Origin of the sequence: Kribbella qitaiheensis (genome assembly GCF_014217565.1) — a bacterium.
Taxonomy (GTDB): domain Bacteria; phylum Actinomycetota; class Actinomycetes; order Propionibacteriales; family Kribbellaceae; genus Kribbella; species Kribbella qitaiheensis_A.
This window is the reverse complement of the sequence record NZ_CP043661.1, coordinates 8080559-8106355: the sequence shown is the minus strand read 5'-3', so window position 1 is coordinate 8106355 and position 25797 is coordinate 8080559. Positions and strand designations below refer to the sequence as shown.

The following is a 25797-nucleotide window of genomic DNA, read 5'->3' as shown; positions in this document are numbered from 1 at the left end:
CAGATCTACACGAGTAGAAGGAGCGTCGTCGTGCCCAGACGATATGCAGTCGCCGGGACCGGTTCCCGAGCGCGTTCGTACGTTCGCGCGATCATCGAGGAGCACCCCGAGGAGGCGCAGCTGGTCGCCTTGCTCGATCCGAACCCGGGGCGACTGGCGTTCCACCAAAGGTACGTGCAGGAGCTCGGTAGCGCGGAGCTTCCGCAGTACGGCGCTGACGACCTGGAGCAGATGGTCAAGGAGCAGTCCGTCGACCGCGTGGTCGTGACAAGCCCCGACTACACCCACGCCGCCGTGGTGTCCCGTCTGCTGCGCGCCGGCGCGGATGTGATCGTGGAGAAGCCGCTGACGATCGACGCCGACGGCACGCGCCAGATCGTCGACGCGATGAACGAGTCCGGCAAGTCCGTCGTCGTGACCTTCAACTACCGCTACTCCCCGCGGAACAGCGCACTCCGGCAGCTGATCCAGGACGGCGAGATCGGCAAGGTGACCAGCGTCGAGTTCCAGTGGGTGCTCGACACCCGGCACGGCGCCGACTACTTCCGGCGGTGGCACCGCGAGAAGCAGTTCTCCGGTGGTCTCATGGTGCACAAGGCGTCGCATCACTTCGACCTGGTGAACTGGTGGATCGCCTCCTCCCCGACCCGCGTCTTCGCCTCCGGCGGCCTGTCCTTCTACGGCTCGGACAACGCAGCAGCTCGTGGCCTCGGGCAACGACCTGAACGCGGTACGGTCGATGGCTCGGCCGATGACCCGTGGTTGCTGGATCTCCGGACCGACGACATCAACCGTCAGCTCTACTGGGAGAGCGAGCAGTACGACGGCTATCGACGCGACCAGGACGTGTTCGGACCGGGGATCACGATCGAGGACAACATATCCGTGATCGCGGAGTACGCGAACGGCGCCCGGATGAGCTACTCGCTCAACGCCCACTCACCGTGGGAGGGGTACCGCGTCTCGGTCAACGGCACCGAGGGCCGCGCCGAGCTCGAGGTGGTCGAGCGGGCTGCGGTGATCGACGACCGGATCGACCCGAGCTACCCGGCCGAGCGCGTGGTTGCCGGCGAAGTACGGTCCGACGGCGAACGGCTGGTCCTGCAGAAGCACTGGGCCTCCGCGGTCGAGGTCGAGATCCCCCGCGGCGAAGGCAGCCACGGTGGCGGCGACCAACTGATCTACGCGGACCTCTTCAAGGGACCGGGCAACGACCCCCTGGGCCGCGCCGCCGACCTCGACGACGGCGTCCGAGCCGTTGCCGTCGGCATCGCCGCCAACCAGTCCCTCGCCACCGGCAACCCCATCACCATCACGGACCTCGACCTAGGCGGCTGGAGCTGAACCCCCGTGGCAAAGGGTCAGCCGACAATCGGCTCCCGGCGCAGCCCGATGCCGCTGCGGACCCCGGTCAGTTCGCCGCGGCGGAGCACCTGCTGCCCGGCGACGAAGACATCGTCGACGCCCTCGGCGAGCCGGCGCGGATGGTCGTAATCGGCCGCTGACCGGACCGCGGCAGGATCGACGACGATCAGATCGGCGATGCTGCCCGCGCTCAGCGAGCCGCGTCTGCCGAGGCGGAACCTGCGGGCCGGGTTGGCGCTGAACGTGGTGGCGATGTCGGTCCAGCCCAGATCCCCGCGTTCGGCGCCGAAGACCGCGAGATAGCGGGCAAAGGTCCCGAAGGCGCGCGGATGCGGCGACCGCCCGAGAAAGATGCCGTCGGAGCCGCCCATGTGGGCCGGGTGCTTGAGATGCCCGGCCATCTCCGCGTCGTTGCGTTCCTTGGGCACCCGCATGATCACGCTGACCTCGAGGTCGGCCTCGGCCAGCACCTGTAGCACCAACTCGGCAGGCGAAATCCCGAGCCGGCCCGCGGCCGCGGCCGGCGTCAGGCCATGCGCCCACCGATAGGAGTCCGCGGCGATGTGGGCGAAGCGGATGTTGTCCGCCCAGTTCGGCCCCATGTCCGCACGGGCCGCCATGATCGGGATCCACTCGGCCAAGAACCGCTGCCCCACCTCCGGGCGGCCAAGCTCGGCAACGCAGGAGTCGAATCCGTTGCGCAGAAAGGCCGGGGGCAGCACCAGCATCGCCAAGATCGTGCAGCCACGCGAGTACGGGTAGGAATCGAAGCTCAGATCGACTCCGGCAGCGATGAACTCCTCGACGAGTTCCACAATCAACTCCGAGCGGGCGTGGAAATGCGATACATGGGCCCTGACCTCACTCGCGCGGGCGATCGAGGCGACCTCGTCCAGGCCCGCTCGGGAGTTCTCCTCATAACCGCCACGCATATGGGTGACGTAGAGCCCATCTCGCGCGGCCACCGGGGCGCACAGCGCGGCGAGTTCGTCGACGTCAGCGAAGCAGCCGGGAACGTAGTCCAGACCCGTCGACAACCCCAGCGCGCCTTCCCCCATACCGGATGCAACCAGGTCCCGCATCTGCCTTAGCTGAGCCAGCGTCGGTGTCGCGGCGCTCAGGCCGCAGACCGATTCACGGACGGTGCCGGCCGGGATCAGGTATCCAACGTTGATCGGCGTGGTGTGCCCATACCCGTCCAGCAGCGCGGCCACTCCCCCACCGCGGTAGCTCGGATGCGCACCATTGATGGCCGCGAAGTAGCGGGTCGCGTACCGGCCGTCGCCAGGAGCGAACGAAACCCCGTCCTGCCCTGCGATCACCGCCGTGACACCCTGCCGCAGCAGCGCCTGGCTGACCTCGTCGTCGAACACCGCCGCATCGGCATGGGAATGAGCATCGATCAGTCCCGGCAGGATGAACCGACCGGAGCAGTCGACCACCCGCTCACCCGGCTCCGGCTCCACCGCACCGACGGTGGCCACCCGCCCGTCCGTGATCCGCAGGTCACCAGGCACCGGCTCCGGCCCCAGCCGCGCATCGGCCAGCGCCCCGCCCCGCAGTACCACCGACTCACTCATCCGCATCCCTCCAGTCTCCACTCACCGACACGTCGCGGTCTGATCCTCACGAGTTCAACGACGGAGGCTGGAATCGTCCGCGAGCCCCGCCACCGACACATTGCCGGCCAGCAGGCCCGCCGTCGACCGGCAGGGTGATTCCGGTGATCCAGGATGCCTGGTCCGAAGCCAGGAAGAGCACCGCATCAGCAACGTCCTCACTCTGGCCGACCCTGCCCAGCGGATAAAACTGTGTGAGGCGCTCGAGGACGGACGGGTTCCGTTCGATCCGGCGCTGCCAGGCGGGCGTCGCGATGGAGGCCGGCGCCACTGCATTGCAGCGGATCCCGTATCGGCCGTACTCGGCCGCGATGGACCTGGTGAACGAGATCAGCCCCGCCTTCGCCGCGGAGTAGACGGTCTGGCCGAAGTACTGCACGCCGTTGACCGAGCTGAGATTCACGATCACCCCGCTGCCTTTCGCGACCATGCTTGGCAGCACTGCACGGGTGAGTCGCATCGCGCCGGCCAGATCGACGTTCAACTCGCGCAGCAACGCCTCGTCACTCATCTCAGTGAATGGCGTGTCCGAGCAGATCATCGCGTTGTTGATCAAGACGTCGATCGGACCGTGCCGATCCTGAATCTCGGCCGACACATCCCGAATCGCCTGTGCGTCGGTGACATCCAGCCGCAGCGCGAAGCTACCGGGCGTCATGGCCGCCGTCTCAGTGGCGGCGGCTTCATCGATGTCGGTGACCGCCACCGCCGCACCCTCCCCGGCGAAGGCCTGTGCGATCACCCGTCCGATGCCCGACCCCGCACCGGTGATCAGAACAACCCGATCCTGAAATCGCATCAGTACGCACGCAACGAAACAACGTGAGCGTGCGGGTCCCCACCGGTTGCTTGAGCGACCAACCGAATCGCCTCGGCCGTGAGTTCCGGCTTGAACAGGTGCCTCACCTTGCGCCGCTGATTGCCTCTCACAACAGCAACCTCGATCCAGCCCTCGGCAGTCTCTGCCTGGATGGTGTAGTCGGTCAGCAACCCCGGCATGGTGTCGAACTCGGTCCTCTGGCGATGAAGGTTGGTCAGGTCGATGTCCAGGGAGTCATCGAGGATGACGGTCAGCTCGGTCAGAGTTACCCGCGCGCTCCAGCGAAGTTCGATCCACGGACTGGAATCGTCGGCGAGTGGCGCGCTGACCCACATGTTCGGTCCCGCATAGGGACGTGCGTACCCTCCGATGACGTGCCGTGCATCGTAAACGTCGACATTTCCCCGCGTGCGCAGGCAAACGGAGCGGCGGTGTTCGGCCAACTTCCAATGCCTGAACTGCTCGGTCCAGATCTCGTCGGGTGGGGCGTCACGGTGACGAAGGACCAAGATGCCCGGTTCGGAGTGATCAGCGAGCTGCAACCGGGCGAGGGGATTCTTCTCGATCACCACAAAGACATTGGCCGACCCCTCCAGGCCGGCCTTCACCGGAACCTCGATCCACTCCGCTCGGCCTCCCATGACCGGCACCGTGGCAGAACTGATCGGTGAGCCAGGCAGGTAGACCTGGGCCTTGTCGGTGGCATGCACCGTTACCACGATCTCGGTATCGGCATCAGCCTCTACCAACAACTCAAGGCCCTCGAACCCGGGGGCGACGGGCAAGACCACGCCCACCGCGGATTTCAACTCGAAGGCCGCCACGATCGGACCCTCGACGCAGACATCACGCAGCGTGGAGGATGCCTTGGCGGTCGCGGTGAGCGACTGGTTGGCCGGATCAGTGTCGACCAGGCCGAGCACCGATGCGTCCGACTTGGTCAGCGCGCGCTGAAAGAGCTCCAACTGCTCCGTCGCCAGCCGTCTTGGTGTCAGATCGTTGCCAACTGCAACCGCAGCGCCCAGCCCTGCTGCCTCGCCGGTCAACGCACAGGTCGCCATCACCCTGGTCGATCCGAACGCGACGTGGCTTGCCGAGATGTTGCGGCCGGCCATCCACAGGTTGGTGACATTGCGGGAGTACAGCGATCGAAGCGGGATGTGGTAGTTGCCGTCGGGGTGCCAGTGCCGCGAACCGGGCTCGGTGGCGTAGACCCCACCTGCCGGGTGCAAGTCGATCGACCATCCGCCGAAGCCTGCCCGGTCGTCGAACTCGGTCTGATTCAGTACGTCGTGCTGGGTCAGCACATAGTCGCCGAGAAACCGCCGGTACTCGCGCTTGCCGGGAACAGCGCCGATCCATTCCAGGGTGAGGTTGTCCGCGGCGAACTTCCCCGAGTTCTTGATGTAGTCCCAGATCCCGTAGATCACCCCTTGCAGCTCATCCCGGATCCGTGCATCGTCGTGCACGATATCCAGTTCGCCACCCCATTCGATCCACCAGTAGTCACACCCGTTCATGTCGGGCGTGATCAGCCGATGCTCCGGGATGCCGGTTCGCTCGATGTCCACCGCGAAACTCGGCGCGACGAAGCCGACCGGATGGCCGGCATCCTTGGTGTAGAACAAGATTGTGCTGCCGAGCGTCGTGCTGTCCGCTACTACGGGCGCCCAGGACTCACCGTAGACATCGCGTGACTCACGACCGGTGAGGTGATCTGCACCTGCGAGGTAGCCGAGGTAGCCGTCACCGGTGCAGTCGCAAAAGACCTGGCTGGTGAAGGTGATCAGCCTCTCGGATCCCATCATCCAGCCGGTGACCGAGCGGATCGTGCGCTCCTGTGGTGGGCCGTCCGCCTCGGAATCGCGAATGTCGGTGTTGAGAAACAGCGTGATGTTCGGCTCAGCGCGCACTGCCTCCAGTACGACCAAGTCCCAGTAGTAGGGGTTGCCGTCGGGATTGGTGGCTTGGTTCCTGAGCCAGAGCTCTCCCATGATGCCGGTCTCGCGGGCGTACTGCTGAACGCCGTGAGCTGTGGCACCACACACCCAGACCCGAATCTCACTTGAGGAGTTGCCACCCAGGACCGGACGGTTCTGGACGAGACTGACGGTCGCGCCCTGGCGGGCCGCGGCGATCGCCGCGCAGACTCCGGCCAAACCACCGCCGATGACCGTCAAGTCGGAGGTCACTTGTTCTACTCGCACGTTCAGCTCGCTTTCGTGGCGATCGAGGGTGGCAACTTCCGGCCCGCGCGGCTCACTTCAGCCCGGTGAAGGCCAGGGCGGCGACGAACTGGCGCTGGAAGATCAAGAAGACGATCAGAATCGGAAGTACCGACGACACCGAGGCAGCCATCGCCAAGCCGGCCGACAGACCACCGTCACCGTCCACGAACTGGGTCAGCCCGAGCGGGATGGTGTAGCGCGAGTCATCCGACAACATCACCAACGGCGTCTCGTAGTCGTTCCACGATCCGACAAACCGGATGATTCCCAGGGCCGCGAGCATCGGGCGCGCCAGCGGCAGATAGATCCGCCAGAACACTTGCCACTCGGTTGCCCCGTCCAGTCGGGCGGCTTCGGCCAGCTCGGTGGGTGTGGCGATGAAGAACTGCCGGAGCAGGAAGGTGCCGTACAGGGTGAACAGTCCAGGCAGGATCAGTGCCCACAATGTGTTGTACAGACCGACCTGCTGGAAGAACATGAAGCGCGGTACGAGCAGCAGCTGGGACGGGACGATTGCCGTCGAAAGGTAGATGAAGAAGATCTTGTTCCGGCCACGGAAGCTCAGCAGGGCGAAGGCATAGCCCGCCATCGAGGAGGTGATCAGGTCGCCCGCGACACTGACCGAGGTCACCAGCATCGAGTTGCCGAAGTACCGCAACATCGAATGATCGCCCAGCCAGACCTCGGCGTAGTTCGCCCACTGAATCGGACTCGGGATCCATCGCATCGGGACCGTGAACACGTCGATGTTTCGCTTGAGCGAGGACGAAACCATCCAGACGAGCGGCGCGATGAAGCCGAGCGCGAAGATCCACAGCACGGCAGCGAGGGCATATTTCCGGATCAGCCGCGGGAGCCGCGACAGCCGGGCGCTGGTGGCGCGAGAACGGGTGCTGACCGCCTCGATCGAGCCGCTCACGTGTACAGCCCGCGGCCGCGCTGGAATCGCCACATCACAACGCTGAGGACGAGCACGCCGAGAAAGCTCATGATTCCGATGGCTGCGGCGTAGCCGAACCGGTAGAACTGAAACCCCTGCTCGTACATGTAGTAGGACAACACCGTCGTCGAATCTCCCGGGCCACCTTGGGTGAGGAAGGCGATCAGACCGAAGCCTTGTGAGTGGCTGATCAACATCGTGACTCCCAGGAAGGTGGTGGTCGGCATCAACGACCGCCAGGTCACTGTTCTGAACCGGGCGAACGGTCCCGCTCCGTCCAGCAATGCTGCTTCGTGCAGGCTCGGGGGCATGCTCTGCAGGGCAGCGACATAGATGACTGCGCAGTATCCGACGCCGGACCAGGTGACGATCAGCACCAGCGACGGCAGTCCCCAGACCTCCGAGACCAGCCAACCGGGCGGAGAGGACACGCCAAGGCCTTGGAGGATCCGGTTGATCGGACCGTTCTCCGGACCAAGGAGCAGTAGCCACACCATGCCGATGGCAATCGAGCTGACGATGTGCGGGATGAAGAAGATCGCCCGGAGGGCCGCCCGGCCGGGAACATCGCTGTTCAGCGCGAGACCGAGCAGCAACCCGAGCAACATCGTGCCAGGAACGCTGATTCCGGCGTACCCGGCAGTGCGCAGGGCCGAGGTCCAGAAGAGGGGGTCGCCGAGTAGCTCGGCAAAATTGTCCAGACCGACGAAATGGACTGCGCCGAGACCGGAGACCACATTCCAGTCGGTGAAGGCGATCGCAAGGCCGGCGACCAGCGGAATCAGGGTGAAGGCCAAGAAGCCCAGCAGGTTCGGCGCGATGAACAGCCAGCCGACCCTGGTCGGTATCCGCCGTGACCGTGCGGGCCGACGCTGAACAACAGCCGGCGCACTCTTGACGATGACGTTGGTCATGGTGTGGACACCCCGATCTCAGCTCGCCTTGCGGATCGCCGCATCAGACTGCGCTGTCATTCGCTGCACCCATTGATCGACCGAGATCGAACCGAGGTAGGCCTGATCGTTCAGCTTCGTCTGAAGGTCGGCGATCTCGGTCGAGGCGGTGAAAATCGTGTCCACCGGAATCTTGATGGCCGGGTCGAAGAGCACCGCGCCGAACGAGTCGACATCGTAGAGCTTCGTCATGTCCGGCCCGAGCAGCTGGCTGATCGCGTCAGCCTTCTTGGCCGGGTCCGGTAGCGAGGGCAGCCGGCCGCCCTTGATCATGTAGGCGCCTGCGTTGGTCACCCAGTACTTGAGAAACGTCCAGGCCGCGTCCTTCTGGCTCGACTTGGCGCTGATCGACATCAGGTCGCCGTAGGCGCCTGGATTCCAGTACGCCTTGCCCTTGACCGGCGCAGGGACCGGGTAAGCGCGCACCTTGAAGGAGTGCGGATACTGCTTGGTGTCGCTGATATAGCGCACAAGGAAAGCCTGGGTGCTGAGCATCGCGAACTGCCCGCCCAGGAAGGCGTTCTGCGCGAACGTCTGTAGCTTCTGGGCCAGGACCGTCTTGTGCGGGACGGCGCTGCGATCGTTTTGCATCTCCACGCCTAGTTCGACCTGTTTTCGCCAGGCGGCAGCTGCGAAGTTCGACCCCTGGCCGCCCTTCGTGTAGTTCGCATCCGGGCCGAGGGTCGGCACCCCGATGGCCGGCGAACCGAGCGATCCGTTGACTGAGCCAACAGTGAGTTGTTTGGCAATCCGGTGGTAGTCCTCGACATCCCAGTCGGCCGGGATCTCGATTCCGGCTTTGTCGAGCAGGTCAGCATTCGCCATCACCAGCTGGGGCGACCTTGCTGCAGGCACGGTGTAGACCTTGCCGTCGAAGACGTAATTCGCTCTCGGGGTGGCGCCCGCAGCGAACTTCGCGAAACTGCTTTCTGCCGCGATCTTCTCGCTGAGGTCGACCAGGAGCCCAGCAGCGACACGCTTACTGACTTTCGGTGGTCCGTAGTTGAAGATCACGTCGATCGGCACCCCACCCTGAAGAGCCGTGTCGAGCTTCAGGTTGCCCGTCGGGTCGTTCACATAACGCGTGTACTTGACCTTGATGCCCGGATTGGCCTTCTCGAAGGCGGCAATCATGTCGCCCGGCCCGGAATCTTCCGGCACACCACCCCAGACGTTGAGCACACCTGCGGATCCGGACGAACCATGGCTGTCGCAGGCGGCCAGCGCGGTGGCGCCTGCGGCGATGGCGAAGGCGCCGCCGAGGACTCGACGTCGGCTCAGTCGGGCGGCGGGTGCAGAGATCACCATGGATGCTCCTTCGATATGTTCCAGCATTGGCCTGCTAGATGCATCTCGGACACCGTATCAGCGTAATACGCATAGGGATACGATTCGCATCAGCTTTCTCCGCTGACTTTGATTGTATGCGCAATGCACATGGATGACTCCGGGCGGTCGCCGAAGATGCCGGAGAGAGGCCGGCCGGTGAGTTCGGGCAGGACGTCACGCCCTGGAAGAAACTGGGAACGCGAGGACAGCAGCCGGTCGACTCGAAGGATCCCGTAGTGGTGATGGAGCTGTTCGAGTCGACAGCGACGCCCTGATCGCCTCAGGGAGTGCGGAGTGCGGACTCCAGCAGACGACGACCGTCGTGGAGCCAGAGACGGAGCGTGTCCTGATCGACGCCAGGCTTTGCGGTGCCCGTCAACGAGAGCGCCAACGGCTGCTGCCCTTCATCGGGCGACTGAACCGGGATCGCAGCGCCGACGTCGCCACGCCGGCTCCAGCCGGGGAGAATGAGCACATCGTGCGCGACCTGCGCAGTCGCGAAGTCCAGCGCCTCCTCCTCCGAGGAGGGAACCACGTCCTCGCCACGCCAGCCGAAGCGTTCCCGGGATCCGCGCAGAATTGCCAACGCCTCCTCGCGCGGGAGATCCACCAGCAATCGCAGACCGGGCGCAGAGAGGTGAACCGGGAAGTCTGACGTCACGAAGTCGACCGTGGGCGCGCCGGTGGCGGTTCGCAGGAAGTAGATCATCCTGCCCTTCCAGAGCGCGCCCAAAGTGACACTGAAGCCGGGACACAACTCGGCAATCTGCTCCATCGCCGCCCGCGGACGAGTCACCAGGGAGAATTTCGGGATGGTGCTTGCTGCCAGCGACAGCAACCCGAAATCGGGAGCGAAACGGCCACGCGACGGCCGGCGCACGTAGCCGTACTGAGCCAACGTCGTCAGGATTCGACTGATCGAGCTCTGGTGCAGGTTGAGCCGTCGCGCGATCTCCGTGGTTGTCAACGGATCTGGGGACTCCACCAGCATCTGGAGCACGAGAAGCCCACGCGCCAACGCTTGATTGCTGGACGCAACGGGCTCATTATGCACGAGGCGAGCTTATCATGAGGGAAAGCGCCCGCAACGCACAAGCAGCCGTCTCGATGCACCTAGCACTCAGAGGCGATCGACCCGCTAGCGGCTCTGGCCGTGCTCGAATTACGCGATCAGCTCCGGATCGAGGACCGGCACCGGCAGGAGGCCGCCGGCGCCGCGGAGGGAATTGACGGCAACCTAGCCGGCCGCCACCGACATCCGCGCCGCGATCGGCGAGGTCTGCGTGGCGCCGCCGTCGCGGGCGAACCGGACGAACTCTGCGATCAGCCGAAGGTCAGAGCCGCCGTGACCGCCGGACCGTGAGCGTGCAGGGTGCTCACCACCTCGGCGGCGAGGTGGACGCGATGCCGGTCAGGTCCACTCGTCCGCGCGAGCCGGTCGTTGATCTGTCAGACAACGTGCCGATCAAGATCGCTGCCGCAGAGAGCCCAGCCGGTGGAGGCAGCGTGAGTACGGGCGAGGATCTGGTCGACAGGCGGGGTACGGCCGAGGATCAGGCCGGTTGCGGCCGACGACAGCAAGTGGCGGAAGGCCAGCAGAGTCTCCGACGAGAACGAGGTGACGAGGTGCGGGCGCCAGGGCGGGATCCTTCAGCGACTCCGCCAGCAAGGAGGCCGCCTCCAGGGCCTTGACCTCCGCCTGGAAGCGCACCGAGACAGCCTCGACCGTCTCTGCCCAGGTCGGGACGACCTCGCCGAGGCCGGCATCGAGAGCGCGGAGGTCGGCGAAGTGCATCGAGGACGCCGGTCCGTGGCCGTTCGTGGTGCGGTCGGCTCCTGCATCGTGCAGGAGCCGACCGGTTCACCGTCGGCGGTGACACGGAGGTCCAGCTCGCAGCCGTCCGCTACAGCTCGCCGGAAGGAACGCAGGGTGTTCTCCGGTTCGGAGCCAAGAGCGCCCCGGTGTCCGGTGACGATCACAGTGCTTCACCTCGTACCGAGTGACGATCACAGCACCTTCTCCTCGTACTGGCGGCGCACTTCGTCCCCGATCGCGTCGAGGCGCTTGGCGACTGCCTTGAACACCTCTCGCGGGGACGCGTTGTCGGCATGGATCTGCTGCACGCCGGTGTAGATCGCGACGTTGGAGTTGCGGCCGTAGAGCCTTATCGCGTCATGCTGCCGGGCGTTCGCGAGCTGCGCGATCGCGACCCCGTAGTTCGGCTGCTCGGCGACCGGGCGAGGAAGGCAAGGAACGTCGCCGAGGGCTGCGGTACGCGTAGGCGCAGTGCCCGACCACGCAGTGCCCGACCGCGCAGTGCCCGGAGCGCGGCGTTCAGCAGCGAGCGCCGGGACCGCCCCTGCTGTCATAGCCTCACCGAGTTCGAATCTCACCGTTCGCTGGACGCTCGCGTCGTACCGCATCTGGTGGCCGTGCTCGGACTTGCTGCTGATCGGGCTGCCCGCGCCCCTAACCCGCACCCGGCGTGCAGTCAACGACACCGCCGATTCTCGATGTGCTGCCGGGAGTTTTGCCGATGCTGGGCTGGATCGGGTCGTCAATCCTGGGGTGATGGACGTCGAGGCGCTGGTCTCGCCGTAGTGATCATCGACCGAGCAGCCGTTCCAGAATCGGCGTCAGCGCCTCGGAGATCCGGGCGAAGCCGAGATCGGTGGGGTGCGAGCCGTCGACGGTGTCGTCGCCGTCTTCACCAAGCAGCCCCTGTCCAGTGACGTAGTGCACTCCCGGGTCGTTCGCCGCACGATACGCCTCGGCCAGCGCAGCGCGGTTGGTGCGGTGGTGGTCCTGCATCGCCGGGCGGGCCCAGGCATTGGCGTAGGTGCGGTCCTCGATCAGCAGAACCGGGACGTCGGGTCGCCGTGACCTGAGCTCGCGGATGAACGGCAATGCCCGTTCGGTGACCTGGTCGGCGTCCATGTTCGGCAGGCAGTCCACCACGTAGACGGCGGCGTCGATATCGGCGATCAGCTGGGCCAGCTCGATCTCCATCTTGCCGCTGCCGGAGAATCCCAGGCCCACCACGGTCCGGCCGAGTCGGCGGCCGAGCTGCGCGGGCACGGTCATGCCCGGACGAGACGCGGCGGCTCCGTGAACGATCGAGGTGCCGTAGTAGACGATCGGTCGATCACCCGGTGGCGGCAGGACCTCGAACCGCGCACCCGGTTCGACGCCGATCTCCAGGCTTTCCAGCGTGTTGAACAGCGGGAGATAGGCGAGGTACTCGCGCACGGCTCCGTCGAGACCATCGACCATCGGGGCGACGGTCGTCGGGTAGCTGCTCGACTGCGATATCCCGACCCAGCGGAATCGGCCGGCATCATCACGGCCGTACAGATCCAGGCCGCTCCGCGCTGAGGGCGCCATGTGCCACGTGCCCAGCTGGGGCAGGCCGACGGTCCAGCGGGCAGCGATCCGGGCGGCATCGGTACGGAACCGCACCAGCAGGCTGCTGGGGTACGTGCTGAGGTCCCAGACCGAGTCGGGAACAACGCCGCGGGCGCGGGCGGGCAACCGGTGATAGAGCTGGTCGGTATCGGTCCAGCCCTTGCCCTCCGGGTCGCCCGGCCGGTACCAGTCGCACTCGATCTCATCCGATGTCGTAACCGTCAGCGCCTCGGGCGTAGTAATCGCCGTCTCCTTCATCGAGTGATCAGTACTGCGTGCAGAAGCTGCTGGTCGACGCTCAGTAGGTCGCCCGCCCGCCGCTGATGTCGTAGACCGCGCCGGTCGAGAAGCTGACTCGCTCGGAGCAGAGGAACGCCACCAGCTCGGCCACCTCCTCGGGCCGGCCGACCCGCTTCATCGGGATGAGATTCGTGATGTGCGCCAGTACGTCCGGCGCGGTGTTGTCGTTCATCGGCGTCGCGATGACGGCCGGAGCGATGGCATTGACCAGGACACCGCTGGTGGCGAGTTCCTTGCCGACCGACTTCGTCAGCCCGATGACCGCGGGCCTTGGAGGCGGAGTACACCGACAGGTTCGGGTTGCCGTCCTTGCCGGCCATGCTCGCGATGTTGACGACCCGGCCCCAGCCACGCTCGCACATCGCAGGCGCGAACGCCCGGATGGTGTTCACGGTGCCGATGACGTTCACCTCGAACACATCGCGCCACTCGTCGGCCGTGGTCTCGATCAGCGGCCGGTTCGGTCCCACCACACCCGCCGAGTTCACCAGGACGTCGACCGGGCCGACCTTCGTGACGATGCGGGCCAGCGACTCCTGGTCGGTGACGTCGGCTGCGACGTCGGCGCCGCGCAGGTCGACGGTGACGACTTCGAGGCCGTCGGCACGCAACCGCTGTGCCGCTGCCTCGCCGAGGCCGCTGCCGCCGCCGGTGACCAGTGCCTTTCTGCGGATCATGACTCAGCTCCAGTGCGGTGCGAGGGGGACGTCACCGAGTCGCCGCTGTGCCACCACGATGGTGGCCGACTTGCCGATGGATGACCGAGGGATCTTTGCCATCCACCAACCGGGTTCCGCGGGCGTCAGTTCCAGTGGGACCGAGTCCACCCAGACCTGGACGTTGGCTGGGTCAGCGGCGAGCAGCAGTCGGATGCCGCCAGCGCCATGGCGAGGCCGTTTCTTGAGCCTCGCCCGGACAACCAGGCCTTCGCTGTAGCGTCCGAGCCCCTGCGCGAGCGGGGACCGCGCCGGGTCGTAGGCACGGAAGTGTTGGCTGCTGATCCGCGGGTCATACAGCGCCATCCGCTCTGCGGCCCCGTACGGGTCGATGATCGCCTCCCAGTCGGCGGCGATCGGCGTCGCGCCATGTGGAGCCGCGGGCGCGCTCGGACCGGCGAACGGTTCCTGTACGGTCGGCGCGCTCACACCGGACGGACTCCACGTCACCGTTGGGTCGGCGAGGATGACAGCCGTTCCGTGGATCCCGCCGGTGCCGAGTTCGTCCAGGACCCGGTTGGTCACCAGCACGAGGATCTGGTTCGGGCTGGTGGTGGACCAGCCGGCCCCGAGGTCGAAGCTCTCGGGCAAGAAGCTGCCAGATCCTGTGATCAGCGGTGCGGCAACGCCGTTGACCCAGACCGTGGCAACCTCGTCAACGCTGGGCAGGATCAGCCGTGGGCGCCCCGAGACCGGCGTCGCCGGCAGCATGCAGCGGTACCACGCCTGTCCCTTCAGATAGCGGAGTCCCTGTGCTGACCACGTGTGGTGGGTGTCGATGGTGGCCCAGCGACCGTCCTGCGGAGTAGGCAGTACGCCTGTACCGCCGGTGTCGACGAGCAACTCCCAGTGCCGGGGCGCCGTCACGACCGGCGGACCGTACGCCGCGAGGGCGGCAGCGATCTGGTCGACCGCTCGTCCGAGGAAGCGCTCGAGGTAGGTCTTGCTGGCCGGGCGGAGACCTGCCGGGCTCTCGACCTGGGTGGCGTCGAATTGTGCGCGCGCCTCGACAAGTGACACGACCGCCGCCGCGGTGTCGCCGACCTTGTGTGCACGCAGGCTCTTGAGAGTTGTCGCTCCGAAGTCGTGGACCCGGTCGACGACGGCGAGCCTGTTGGCCGCGGCGGTGTTCCCGTCCGCGGTGAGGGTGCTGGCTGCATGATCGAGCAGGCTCCTCAGCTCGGCCATCACCCGATCCGGGAGTGACTCAGGGAACTCGACCATGCTGCCGGCGGTGTACGGCGCTGTGGCCATCGTCGTCTCGAGAAGCTGGAAGTACCGCTGAACCGTGGTTGCTGCCGATCCGTACGCGACCCGGTAGTAGTCCCGCAGGATCGCGGCCGAGTTGGCCATGGGATCCCAGAAAAGCTTCGCGGCCAGGTAGAACGCCGGCCCGAGGTGGCCCCACCCGCTGATGCACTCGAGGCGGATGCCCCCAGTCGCACCGAGGCGCGCGTACTCAGGGAGTTCGTCGGCGAGCTGGCGGGCCGCCGAGTACGGCAGACCAGGCTCGGCGAGGTTTCCGACGTACCCGCGGTACATCCAGTCCACACCGAGTGCCTTCCATTCCGCGATCACCTGCAGCACATAACGGCGTTCCCAGCCGTCGTCGTCGGCGATCGACTTGCGGCGATCGACGGCGATCGGCGCGAAAACCGGAACGATCCGGGGATTCGGCTTCTCGCGCTGGGGCGCCTCCATGTACTCGCTGTAGGCGTAGAAGGCCAGCTTCAGATCAGGAAAGTCGGCGAGACGGTCCAGCAACAGGTTGAAGAACTTGATGTAGCGATCGGTCACCACCAGGTCGCCGTACAGGGGATCGATCCGTCCGGGCACGTCCCAGTCGGTGACCCCGAACCCTGGGCCGTCGTTGGGCCCGAGATTGATGAACTCCGTGGTGGGGTTCGTCGCAAGGGTGCGTCGGATTGCTGCCTCGCAGCGATCCAGTACCTCCGGGATGGTGACATCGAGCTGGTTTGCCACGACCCCGTTCTCGTGGATGAACAGCTCAGGGTTGGAGGTCTTGGTTGCCGCCGGATAGAGCGGGATGCCGTGGGCGCCGTACGGAACGCCGGTGAGTCGCTGACGCCGGTACCAGACTGCGGCCTCGAGCGGGTTCACTGGCGAACCCGCCGGCAGCGAGCCGTACCGGGGCAGGCCCTGGAGCACCCGCTCGCTGAAGTGCGGCGCGGACGCATATTTGCCGGGAGCAACTGCCAGGCTGCCCGACGGCAGCACTGTCCCGTACGGACCGGGCGCGAGCCAGCGCACCCCGCAGCGCTCGAGAAGCTCGTACACGCCGTACAACGTGCCGGTTCCGCTGCCACCGACCACGGTGACCGAGCCCGATGAAGCCGTGACGACGAATCCGGACGAGTTGCTTGGCAGCGGGAGCCCGAAGCGGTCACGAGCGGCCGCGCCGAGCCAGATGGCCGGGCGACCCGGATCCGTCGACACCACCTCCGGTGCGGTGCCGGTCACCGCGGTGATGTGCTCGACCAGTTCCCCGACGGCCAAGGCGGCATCGCCCGACTCTGCCGGTGACACCACGATAGGGAGTCGTTGCTGCAACGAGCCCACTACCACCTGAGGCACTGCCGTCGCAGAAGATGCGACCACACCCGCCGCGGCGACGCCCAGACTGACGCCCAGGACGGCGCGCCGGCTCATCACCCACGAGTTCCCCGTCTGCGCCAGCTTCGCGTCCTCGTCGGCTGGACTGCTGTCGATGTTGACCACGTGACTCTCCTCTGTAACCAGTGCTCTGCTGGGCCGTGCTCAGTACGAGCCGGGCGGGATGGTTCCGGTGAGTCCGCTGGTACTTCCCCACCTCACCAGCGGGCCGTCCACCACGGTCGCGGCGCCGGCGCTGACGGTCACCCCGCTGCGCGAGATGTAGAACGCGGTGGTCGTTCCGGGAGGAAAGTCCTCCGAGAACCGGGTCCCCTCGATGGTGCTGTTCCGGATGATGCACTGGTGCGTGGCGCCGTCGCTGAAGGACGGAGTCCGGTGGACGAAAGTGCAGCCGGTCAGCGCAGCCGGGGCTGTGGTGCTGCCGGCCACATAGATCGTTTTCACCTGGTTGGCGGTGAAGGTGCAGCCGTCCCAACTCACGTTCGGGCAGTCGTTCGAGCTGTCGTAGAGGTACTTGGTCCTGAACACGGAACCGCTCGGCACACCCGACGGAAGTTCGTCGGCAAAGGTGCACGAAGTGAACTGGGTGGCCTCGGCAGCCACGGCAGAGCCGTACGTGTGCACCGCGCTTCCCCGCACCGTGCAGCCTTCGAACGCAAGATATGGCCGCCTGCACCAGATGCTGTAGTTGGTCGTGCCCCAGAAGGTGCAGTCGACGAACGTGGTGTAACCACCGTCGCCCGCGGCGGCCAGCATGCCGACTCCGGCGTTGTCCTCGAAATGACAGTTCTCGAATCGGCCGTCGCGACACACCGTCCCCTGGGGCTCGATGTCGAGACCCGCTGCCGGCGCTGAGGACAGCGCTCCGCGCCCGGTGTGGCTGAAACTGCAGTCGGTGCAAGTGAGTCCTCGACCGCCGACCCACGACAATCCCTGCCGGCCGTTGTACTCGCTCACCACTCGGGTCAGTGTGTGCGGGGTTGCGGGGTCGGTGCCGGTCAGACCGGCCCACGCGATATAGACCCCGTCGAGCGGATGGTGGTGCGTCGTGACGTCGACGATCTGGACCTCAGAACACTTCTGCAGCCAGATTCCACTCCCGGGAAGTTGACGACCGTTGTCCCCCCAAGGTCCACCCAGAACCAGATGGTCGCTCCGGCCGTCGATCTCCAGATCGTTGATCGTGACGTTCTGACACTGGGTGAACTCGAGGATGTTGCCCGTTTTGCAGGCACGCTCAGGGAGCGTGGACTGCGTCGTCGGGTTGGCCACCGCGCCGGTGTTGGGGTCGAACGATCCATAGTGAAGCCCGTCTGCGAGTCGCAGGACTGCTCCGTTGCCCTGGATATCCACCAGATCGAGGTCGTGGACCGAGAACACCGGCTGAGCCACGTAGTACGGCGTGACTCCGCTCGTATGTACCTGCTCGCCTACGACATAGATCCCTGCCGGGATGACCAGGGTGCCGCCACCAGCGGCTTGCAAGGTGAGGGCAGCTTGCCTGAAGGCCGCGCTGTCATTCGTTACGCCGTCGCCGGCAGCGCCGCAATCAGCTTGAACGTCAACGGTCGGGAACGAGAGCGTGCTCCGGCCTCGCCCGGAGGCAGTGCGCAAGGAGGCAGCCGGGGTCGATTTCGCCTGCGCCTCGAGGGCGGGCGCCGTCACAGCGGCCAGGGCGGCAGCGCCACCAGCCAGGAGCAGAGTCCTTCGGTCCAATCCAGGCATGACTCTCCCAGGAGTTGCGGTGAAGTGGGCTACCCCAGCACGTGGACTGCTGGTGCATGACGAGTACCGTAGCAGCGTAATACGCATAATAATATGGTTCCATGCATTGTGCGATCGAAAATTGCGTGATTGCCTTGGTTCATGAGCATCAGCATCGGTGTGGTCGGAGCCGGCCAGTTCGCCCCTTCGTTCCTGCGGCTGTGGTCGGCGCATCCGGACGTCAACGACGTCCGGTTGACGGACGTACTGCCTGAGCGCGCCAAGGAGATGGCCGAGAAGCAGGGCATCTCGATCACCTACCAGTCGTTCGAGGAGATGCTCGCCTCCGACGTCGACGCGGTCGCGATCTTCACCCAGCGCTGGCTGCACGGCGAGATGGCGATCCAGGCGCTGGAGGGCGGCAAACACGTCTACTCGACGGTGCCGATGGCGATCCAGGCCGACCAGATCGCGCGGATCATCGAGCTGGTCAAGGAGACCGGCCTGACCTACATGATGGGCGAGACAGCCTTCTACTACCCGTCCTCGGTTTACTGCCGCCAGCGGCTGGCCGCGGGTGAATTCGGCCGGGTCTTCTACTCCGAGGGCGACTACATGCACGACATGGATCTCGGGTTCTACGCGGCGTACCAGTACAGCGGTGGCGAGGACTGGAAGAAGACCGCGTCGTTCCCGCCCATGCTCTACCCGACCCATGCCGTCGGCAATGTGTTGTCGGTGACCGGTCAGCACGCCACCCACGTGTCCTGCATCGGCGTGCAGGACGACCGTGGCGACGGCGTCTTCGACAAGGAGATCAGCCAGTTCGACAACGACTTCAGCAACGCGACCGCGCTGTTCAAGCTCGCCGACGGCGGGATCATGCGGACCAATGAGATGCGCCGGGTCGGCTACCCGTCGCGCATCCGTGGGTCGCGGCTGCGCATGTTCGGCACCGAGGGCAGCTTCGAGCAGCTGGCGACGACCACGGTCTGGCAGACCAAGGAAGGCGTGGAGGACATCAGCAATCTGATGGAGACCGAGCCGAGCGGGTCGCTGAACGACGAGGACCTGGCGAAGGTCGACCCGGCGCTGCGCAACGAGTTCCGGTCCGGCCTTTCGCCGGTCCACGACCGCAGCCGCCTGCCCGACGAGTTCGACGGCCTGCACAACGGTCACGAGGGTTCGCACCACTTCCTCGCCGACGACTTCGTCCGCGCGGTCGCGGACAAGACGCTCCCGCCGGTCAACGCCTGGGTCTCGGCCCGCTACACCCTCCCCGGCATCTACGCCCACCAGTCGGCCCTCCAGGGCGGCGTACAACTGGAGATCCCCGACCACGGCGACGCTCCCGCCTGAGTACACAGCCAGTTCACCGCGAGGTCATTGCGGGTGCTGGGCCCCTGGCACAGGAATGTCCTGTGACCCCACGCCCAGCACCGCCCTCGCCTGCAACACCCCCGGGTACCGCGCCGTCGGCTGCTGCATCTCCCGGTACCGCGCTCTCGCGTGCAGCGCATTCGAGTACTGCTCTCTCGCGTGCGGCGCATTCGCGTAGTGCGGCCCTGGCGGTCGCGGCCTCTGTCGTGGCCGCGTCCGCCCTGGCGATACCCAGAGCCATGACCTGCTTTTCACCTGGTCGGATGGCAGGGCACTTCGGGCGGATCTGTACAACATGGCGATCTGGAAGCCCGCCATTGCGGCGGCCAGTGTTATACCACCACCCGAGAAGGACACGCGAGGCCGACACCCGCTACAAGGCGGACTACACCGCCGGCATGCATGCCCTGCGCCACTACTTTGCCAACATCACCCTCGCTGACGGCGTCAACATCAAGGAGCTGTCCGAGTACCTCGGGCACTACGACCCGGGTTTCACACTGCAGATGTACACGCATATGCTTCCGTCGTCCTACGACCGCGCTCGCCAGGCTGTTGATCGCCGGCTTGAGCGACTTGCTCCGCGGCTCACGGAGCAGCGACGGAGCAGGGCCGAAATCGGGCCGGATCACGCCGAGCTCGACAGCGGCCCCGACCTGCCCTGACGTCCATTCGAGGCAGGCTGAAATCACTGGCATATAAGGCTATTTCAGCTCGGCCGACGTCTTCCCGAGTAGCCTGCGTGCGACGATTAGTTGCTGGATCTGTTGGGTGCCTTCGAAGATGTCGAGGATTTTGGAGTCCCGGGCCCATTTTTCGAGGAGTTCGTGTTCGCTGTAGCCGAGGCTGCCGGCCAGTTCTACGCAGCGCAGGGTGATGTCGTTGCCTACTCGGCCTGCTTTGGCTTTGGCCATTGAGGCCTGGAGGGAGTTGGGTTTGCCGTTGTCTGCCATCCAGGCCGCCTGGAGGGTCAGCAAATACGCCGCCTCCCAGTCCGCTTCCATCTGTAGGTAGGAGGCTGCGGCCGCTGTTTGCAGGTGGACCGGGCGGTCGTAGTCGATCTCCACGTCGGCGGATGCGAGCAGTTCGCGGGTGACTTCCAGCGAGGCGCGGGCGCAGCCGACTGCCATCGCGGCGACCAGCGGCCGGGTGTTGTCGAAGGTCTGCATGACGCCCGCGAACCCTTTGTCCGCGTCGACTTCGGTGCTGCCGAGGAGGTTGGCAGCCGGCACCCGGCAGTTCTCGAAGCGGATCGTCGCGGTGTCCGACGAGCGGATCCCCAGCTTGTGCTCGAGCCGGTCGACCGTCATCCCCGGCGTGTCCTTGAAGACCACGAACGACTTGATCGCGGCCCGCCCGAGCGACTTGTCCAGCGTCGCCCACACCACCACGGCATCGCAGCGGCCGCCCGCGGTGACGAAGATCTTCTCGCCGTCGATGACGTAGTGGTCACCGTCGAGCCGCGCCGTCGTCTGGATACTGGCCGAATCCGAACCACACCCCGGCTCGGTGATCGCCATCCCGGCCCACACACCCTCAAAACGCTTCAACTGCTCGTCGGACGCCACCGAAGCGATCGCGGAGTTGCCGAGCCCCTGCCGCGGCATCGACAGCAGCAGCCCGACGTCACCCCAGCACATCTCCATGATGGAAAGCACCGACGACAGGTTCGACCCGTTCTTCACCTTGCCTGCGTCATCATCGGACGATTCAGTACGCCGTACGCCGCCCGCTCCGGCACCAGATCCGGTGCCGGACGCGCCGAGCCCGTCGACCATCGCGGCCAGCATGTCGAGCTCTTTCGGATACGCGTGCTCGGCGAGGTCGTACTGCCGCGAGTTCGGCCGCAGCATCTCGGCAGCGACCTGATGGGCCTGGTTCACGAACGCGCGGAACTTCCGCGGGGTCTCGAGGTTGATCATCAGACCAGCACCGCACCTTCCATCACGCCGACGGCCCGCAGATCGCGGTACCACCGTTCCACCGGATGTTCCTTGACGAAGCCGTGGCCGCCGAGCAACTGGACGCCGTCGGTGCCGATCTGCATCCCCTTCTCGGTGCACAGCCGCCGCGCCAGCGCGACCTCTCGCGCGTACGGAAGCCCTTGTTCAGCGCGCGATCCGGCCCGGTACGTCACGAGCCGCATCCCTTCCAGCTCGATCCCGATGTTCGCGACCATGAACGCGACCGACTGCCGATGGCTGATCGGCTCACCGAAGGCCGTTCGCTCGTTCACGTACGGCGTGACGTAGTCGAGCACCGACTTCGCAGTACCGAGAGAGAGCGCGCACCAGCCGAGTCGCGAGAGCCGGATGCACTCGGCATAGTCAGCCAGAGTCCCCAACTGCACAGCCGGTACGTCCTCCAGCAGCACCCGGCTGAGCGACGCAGCCCGCAGACCCATCGACGGCTCCGCCTCGATCGTGACCCCCGGATGACCCGACTCGATCAGGAACAGCGCCGGCCCCTGATCCTCCAGTCGCGCCGCGATGACGAACACCTCGGCCTCGGCACCTCGCGGTACGAGCGACTTCACTCCGTTGAGCAGATGGCCGTTTCGTTGCCTGGTCGCGCGAGTCTTCAACGCGAACGGGTCGAAGAGCGGCCGTGGTTCCACGATCGCGAGTGCCGCGGCCGGGACCGATTCGCCGGTGAAGGCGGGCAGGTACGTCGCCTGCTGAGCCTCGTCGCCCCACAACGAGATCGCCGTACTCACCGCAGCTGGTGCGAGGCAAGCGACCGCCTGCCCCATGTCGCCGTGAGCCATCGCCTCCGCGACCAGTACGCCGGTCATGGTGGAGCGCTCGCTGACGATTCCGCCGAGTTCCTCGGGCACCTCGATCAGGCTCAGCCCGAGCTCGACGCTCTGCTGGAGCACCTTGGCGTCCGTGGTACCGGCCACGTCAGCCTCGGCGGCAGCGGGTCGCAGCACTTCGGCGGCGAACTCCGCCACCACTGCGACGACCATCTGCTGGTCCTCGGTCGGTGTCAGGTCGAACCGGCCGCTGGCTTTGGCAACGGGCAGCCGAGACGGTTTCGCCAGCTTGGTCGCGGCAGTGAAACTCCGGGAGAGCGCTCCCGCCGTCCGGAAACCGGTCTTGGTGGCCTCGAACACCACCCGCTCGGTCTGCCTGCGCAGCCCCAATCGGTCGATCGCCCGCCACTTGGACAGCCGGTTCAGCAGCGCGACCCCCATCCCGATCGGGTCGCGGCGGACCCGGGCGGCAGCCGGACCGACCGGATGGGGCGCAGATCTACGCGGTGCCAGGTTGACCATGCAGTAACTGTAAACCGAAGTTACAACTCAAGTCACGTGACTCAGCTCACTCCCGGCCGACTGGTGCTGCTCGGCAAGGCGGCGCGCTTGACAGTCAGCTTGGCTGGTCCGCGATCGCGGAAGCCTTAGCGGTCAAGTAGCGCTGCTCCGGCAGGCTCGTAGTACGGCGGGCTGCCTCGAGGTAGTGCTCACGGGCTTCCGCGGGCCGGCCTGCCCGCTCCAGCAGATGGGCGCGAACGGCGTCGAGGCGGTGGCTCTCGGTGATGAGACGGTCGTCCTCGATGGTGGCCAGCAGGTCCAGACCGGCTTGTGGGCCGTCGACCTGGGCTACCGCGATCGCCCGGTTGAGCGTCACCATCGGGTTAGGCGCGACCTTCTCCAGCAGCTGGTAGAGAGCGACGATCTGCGGCCAGTCGGTCTCCTCCGTGCTCGGCGCCTCCGCGTGAATCGCGGCGATCGCGGCCTGCAACTGGTACGAGCCCACCTCGCCGTGCGCTAGCGTCCGGAGGATCAGGTGCGCGCCTTCCTCGATCGGTTCGCGCGACCACAGACTTCGGTCCTGTTCGTCGATCGGGATGATGCCGCCGTCGGCGTCGGTCCGCGCCGTACGGCGGGCGTCGGTCAGCAACATCAACGCGAGCAGGCCGGCCACCTCGCCGTCGTCCGGCACGAGTTGGTAGAGCAGTCTGGCCAGCCGGATCGCCTCGGCCGTCAGCTCGACGCGTTGCAGCTCCGCGCCGGAGCTCGCCGTGTAGCCCTCGTTGAAGATCAGGTAGAGCACCTGCAGTACTACGCGCAGCCGGTCGGCGCGCTCTTCCTCCGGTGGCAGGACGAACCGGCTACCGGCCTGCTTGATGCTCTTCTTCGCCCGGCTGATCCGCGGCGCCATCGTTGCCTCCGGCACCATGAACGCCTTGGCGATCTCGGCCGTCGTGAGACCACCGACGGCGCGCAAGGTGAGTGCGACCTGCGATGCCGGCGTGACCGCGGGGTGACAGCAGAGAAAGAGCAGTGTCAACGTGTCGTCGGACTCCGGCGGCTGGTCGGCATCGGCGCCTGGGGCAACTAGTTCCGCAGGCCCTGCCAGCGTGGCCACGTTGTCCTCGCGCTTGCGGCGAGCGCTCTCGCTCCTGAACTGATCAGTCAGTTTGTGGGTCGCGACCGTGATCAACCAGCCGCGCGGGTTCGCCGGTACGCCGTCTGTCGGCCACTGCGTGGCGGCCGCGAGCAAGGCCTCCTGCACAGCGTCCTCGCACAGGTCGAACTGCCCATGCCGCCGCGCGAGAAACCCCAGCACCTGCGGCGCCGACTCCCGCAACAAATCCTCAACCCGCTCGCCCACACCCACTCCTCCCACTACACCCACCCACGACCCTACTTCGCCCCAAGCCCGCCCCACAGCAGCGCGACTCCGCTGCCCGACCGATGGTGGCGCGGGCAGCGAGCCTCTGTAGCCCGCCTACGGTGGCGCGCACTGCGCATCACCCATGGTGGCGCGGCGGCGTGGTTCCGCCGCCTCTGCCAGTTGGCGGGGTTCAGCGTTGGAGGTGGCGGAGGGCGGCTGTGGTGGGGGTTCGGGTGAGGGTGCCGAGGGGCGACGCGTCGCGAAGGGCTGTGCGGGCGGCCAGATGACCGCAGGCGCCGTGAACGCCAGGACCGGGATGGATCGCAGAACTGCCGAGGTACAGGCCGGAGACGACGGTGCGGGGACTGCCGAGACCGATGGTCGGGCGGAAAATGAGCTGCTGGTGGAGCTGGGAGGTCCCGCCACCGAGCGCACCCAGCCCGAGAGCGGCGTTCGCTGCGGAGAGATCGCTCGGCCGCTGCAGTTCGCGATCGAGCACCAGGTCGAGGAAGCCCGGCGCGTGGCGCTCGATCGCGCGATCCATCCGGACGGCGAGCTTCTCGGCTGCCGCGTCGTCGGCGATGCCGCGCGGAAGATGCGAGTACACCCACAGTGCCTCGGTGCCGGCCGGTGAGCGGGACGGATCCGCCTTGGTCGTCTGTCCGATGAGCAAGAACGGCGCCGTCGGCACGCGACCGGTGTCGAGGTCCGCGGAGGTGTGCACCAACTCGTTCGCAGTACCACCGAGGTGTACTACACCGGCCGACCGCGCCTCCTCCGCCTGCCACGGGATCGGCCCGCTCAACCGGTAGTTGAGCTTCACCGTCGGATAATCCCACTCGAACGAATCCAGATCACGCCGCAGCCCTGCCGGAACACTTGCTGACGGCAACAATTCGCCGTACAGGGCGGGTGCGGACACATCGGCGATCACGGCCCGGCGTACTACGACGCGCTCACCCGCCGCGGTGCGTACTCCGGTGACCTTCCCCGCGGACACGTCGATCCCCTCGACCGGCGTACCGGAGATCAGCAGCGCACCAGCTTGTTCGGCCCGGCGTACCAGCGCTCCGGACAGCGAGCCGGAACCGCCGACAGCGACAGGGAACCCGACATCCTGCGCCAGCATCGCGAGCAGCCAGCCCATCGTGCCGCTGACACTGCCGGTCAGCGACACATCCGCGTGAAACGCGTTCCCCGCCAGGAGAGCGCGACCTCTGGGACCGGCGAACAGCTCCTGCCCCATCCGATGCATCGGCATCGCCATGAACCGCGCGAACCTGGCCAGCTCCCCCGCCGAACCGAGCCGCCGAGTCAGCCGCAGGCCGGCCGTCACCGGCGGCCACGACGTCAGCAGGGCATCCAGGAACGGCTCGCGGATCTTCACGTACTGCGAATAGAGCCGCAGCCAGGCGTCACCGTCCGCCGGATGATCCACCGCGAGGGAGGCAGCCGTGTCGTTCGGATCCTGATGGATCGTTGCCGAGGTCTCCGGGTCCAGCAGATGCGTCACCGGTGCGGGCGCGTTTCCCCAGCGCAGCCCGAACTTCTCGAGCTCGAGCGACCGCAGTACGGGAGATGCCACGCCGAGCGGATAGCTGGAGCTGAACCGGTCGCTGATCCAGCCGTCCTGCTCGACCGAGCGCACTGCCCCGCCGAACTGGTCGGCTGCCTCCAGCACCAGTACATCCCAGCCTCTGTCGGCGAGGGTGATCGCACTCACCAGCCCATTCGGGCCTGAGCCGATCACCACAGCATCAACCACGCGCGGCAGCATGGAA

The 25797-nt window shown here is 66.3% G+C and carries 21 protein-coding genes; 4 read left to right on the top strand and 17 right to left on the bottom strand.

Annotated elements, in window-relative coordinates; all coding sequences use genetic code 11:
* The first annotated feature begins 30 nt into the window (after window positions 1-30).
* Window positions 31-1344: a Gfo/Idh/MocA family protein gene (locus F1D05_RS38220; protein ID WP_246486318.1), complete on the top strand. Its 1314-nt coding sequence runs from the start codon at window positions 31-33 to the stop codon at window positions 1342-1344.
* A 17-nt stretch (window positions 1345-1361) separates the two neighbouring features.
* Here F1D05_RS38220 and F1D05_RS38215 read toward each other — a convergent pair whose 3' ends face one another.
* The 7 genes from F1D05_RS38215 to F1D05_RS38185 form a co-directional block, all read right to left on the bottom strand.
* On the bottom strand, window positions 1362-2945 hold the full coding sequence (locus F1D05_RS38215; RefSeq protein WP_185445066.1) for an N-acyl-D-amino-acid deacylase family protein: 1584 nt from the start codon (window positions 2943-2945) through the stop codon (window positions 1362-1364).
* A gap of 46 nt (window positions 2946-2991) precedes the next feature.
* A complete protein-coding gene (locus F1D05_RS38210) occupies window positions 2992-3783 on the bottom strand; it encodes an SDR family NAD(P)-dependent oxidoreductase (RefSeq protein WP_185445065.1) in 792 nt (263 codons plus the stop codon).
* The gene (locus tag F1D05_RS38205) at window positions 3783-5996 is read right to left on the bottom strand and encodes an FAD-dependent oxidoreductase (RefSeq protein WP_246486317.1); all 2214 of its coding nucleotides are present in this window, start codon (window positions 5994-5996) and stop codon (window positions 3783-3785) included. The genes F1D05_RS38210 and F1D05_RS38205 overlap by 1 nt, the downstream gene beginning before the upstream one ends.
* Before the next feature lie 67 nt (window positions 5997-6063).
* Window positions 6064-6951 carry a carbohydrate ABC transporter permease gene (locus tag F1D05_RS38200; protein WP_246486316.1) on the bottom strand — a complete coding sequence of 296 codons (888 nt, stop codon included), beginning with the start codon at window positions 6949-6951 and terminating at the stop codon, window positions 6064-6066.
* Complete coding sequence (locus tag F1D05_RS38195; RefSeq protein WP_185445063.1) at window positions 6948-7886, bottom strand: carbohydrate ABC transporter permease; 939 nt, start codon at window positions 7884-7886, stop codon at window positions 6948-6950. The genes F1D05_RS38200 and F1D05_RS38195 overlap by 4 nt, the downstream gene beginning before the upstream one ends.
* Window positions 7887-7904: 18 nt before the next feature.
* Window positions 7905-9233 carry an ABC transporter substrate-binding protein gene (locus F1D05_RS38190; protein WP_185445062.1) on the bottom strand — a complete coding sequence of 443 codons (1329 nt, stop codon included), beginning with the start codon at window positions 9231-9233 and terminating at the stop codon, window positions 7905-7907.
* Window positions 9234-9534: 301 nt separating this feature from the next.
* Window positions 9535-10308 carry an IclR family transcriptional regulator gene (locus tag F1D05_RS38185; RefSeq protein WP_281388881.1) on the bottom strand — a complete coding sequence of 258 codons (774 nt, stop codon included), beginning with the start codon at window positions 10306-10308 and terminating at the stop codon, window positions 9535-9537.
* Window positions 10309-10407: 99 nt separating this feature from the next.
* On the opposite strand from F1D05_RS38185, the gene F1D05_RS38180 reads away from it, so the two are divergent.
* The gene (locus F1D05_RS38180) at window positions 10408-10617 is read left to right on the top strand and encodes a hypothetical protein (protein WP_185445060.1); all 210 of its coding nucleotides are present in this window, start codon (window positions 10408-10410) and stop codon (window positions 10615-10617) included.
* Window positions 10618-10904: 287 nt separating this feature from the next.
* Here the strand turns inward: F1D05_RS38180 and F1D05_RS41685 are convergent, their stop codons facing one another.
* The 6 genes from F1D05_RS41685 to F1D05_RS38150 all read right to left on the bottom strand — a co-directional run bounded on the left by F1D05_RS41685 (window position 10905) and on the right by F1D05_RS38150 (window position 18035).
* Window positions 10905-11234 carry a glycerophosphodiester phosphodiesterase gene (locus F1D05_RS41685; protein ID WP_246486315.1) on the bottom strand — a complete coding sequence of 110 codons (330 nt, stop codon included), beginning with the start codon at window positions 11232-11234 and terminating at the stop codon, window positions 10905-10907.
* A gap of 27 nt (window positions 11235-11261) precedes the next feature.
* On the bottom strand, window positions 11262-11756 hold the full coding sequence (locus F1D05_RS38170) for a hypothetical protein (RefSeq protein ID WP_185445059.1): 495 nt from the start codon (window positions 11754-11756) through the stop codon (window positions 11262-11264).
* A gap of 103 nt (window positions 11757-11859) precedes the next feature.
* The gene (locus tag F1D05_RS38165) at window positions 11860-12918 is read right to left on the bottom strand and encodes an SGNH/GDSL hydrolase family protein (RefSeq protein WP_185445058.1); all 1059 of its coding nucleotides are present in this window, start codon (window positions 12916-12918) and stop codon (window positions 11860-11862) included.
* Window positions 12915-13637 carry an SDR family NAD(P)-dependent oxidoreductase gene (locus tag F1D05_RS38160; RefSeq protein WP_206685996.1) on the bottom strand — a complete coding sequence of 241 codons (723 nt, stop codon included), beginning with the start codon at window positions 13635-13637 and terminating at the stop codon, window positions 12915-12917. The genes F1D05_RS38165 and F1D05_RS38160 overlap by 4 nt, the downstream gene beginning before the upstream one ends.
* Before the next feature lie 3 nt (window positions 13638-13640).
* Window positions 13641-16415: a DUF4838 domain-containing protein gene (locus tag F1D05_RS38155; RefSeq protein WP_185445057.1), complete on the bottom strand. Its 2775-nt coding sequence runs from the start codon at window positions 16413-16415 to the stop codon at window positions 13641-13643.
* 39 nt (window positions 16416-16454) lie between these two features.
* Window positions 16455-18035: a right-handed parallel beta-helix repeat-containing protein gene (locus F1D05_RS38150; protein ID WP_185445056.1), complete on the bottom strand. Its 1581-nt coding sequence runs from the start codon at window positions 18033-18035 to the stop codon at window positions 16455-16457.
* Between the two features lie 141 nt (window positions 18036-18176).
* Here F1D05_RS38150 and F1D05_RS38145 point away from each other — a divergent pair, with 141 nt between their 5' ends.
* On the top strand, window positions 18177-19373 hold the full coding sequence (locus F1D05_RS38145; protein WP_185445055.1) for a Gfo/Idh/MocA family protein: 1197 nt from the start codon (window positions 18177-18179) through the stop codon (window positions 19371-19373).
* Between the two features lie 260 nt (window positions 19374-19633).
* Window positions 19634-20059: a tyrosine-type recombinase/integrase gene (locus F1D05_RS38140; RefSeq protein ID WP_343066558.1), complete on the top strand. Its 426-nt coding sequence runs from the start codon at window positions 19634-19636 to the stop codon at window positions 20057-20059.
* Between the two features lie 39 nt (window positions 20060-20098).
* Here F1D05_RS38140 and F1D05_RS38135 read toward each other — a convergent pair whose 3' ends face one another.
* The 4 genes from F1D05_RS38135 to F1D05_RS38120 form a co-directional block, all read right to left on the bottom strand.
* Window positions 20099-21316, bottom strand: a complete 1218-nt coding sequence (locus F1D05_RS38135) for an acyl-CoA dehydrogenase family protein (protein ID WP_185445054.1) — start codon at window positions 21314-21316, stop codon at window positions 20099-20101.
* Window positions 21316-22671, bottom strand: a complete 1356-nt coding sequence (locus tag F1D05_RS38130) for an acyl-CoA dehydrogenase family protein (protein ID WP_343066557.1) — start codon at window positions 22669-22671, stop codon at window positions 21316-21318. The genes F1D05_RS38135 and F1D05_RS38130 overlap by 1 nt, the downstream gene beginning before the upstream one ends.
* 94 nt (window positions 22672-22765) lie before the next feature.
* Window positions 22766-24019, bottom strand: a complete 1254-nt coding sequence (locus F1D05_RS38125) for an RNA polymerase sigma factor (protein ID WP_185449843.1) — start codon at window positions 24017-24019, stop codon at window positions 22766-22768.
* A gap of 187 nt (window positions 24020-24206) precedes the next feature.
* Window positions 24207-25793, bottom strand: a complete 1587-nt coding sequence (locus F1D05_RS38120; RefSeq protein WP_185445053.1) for a phytoene desaturase family protein — start codon at window positions 25791-25793, stop codon at window positions 24207-24209.
* Between the last annotated feature and the right edge of the window lie 4 nt (window positions 25794-25797).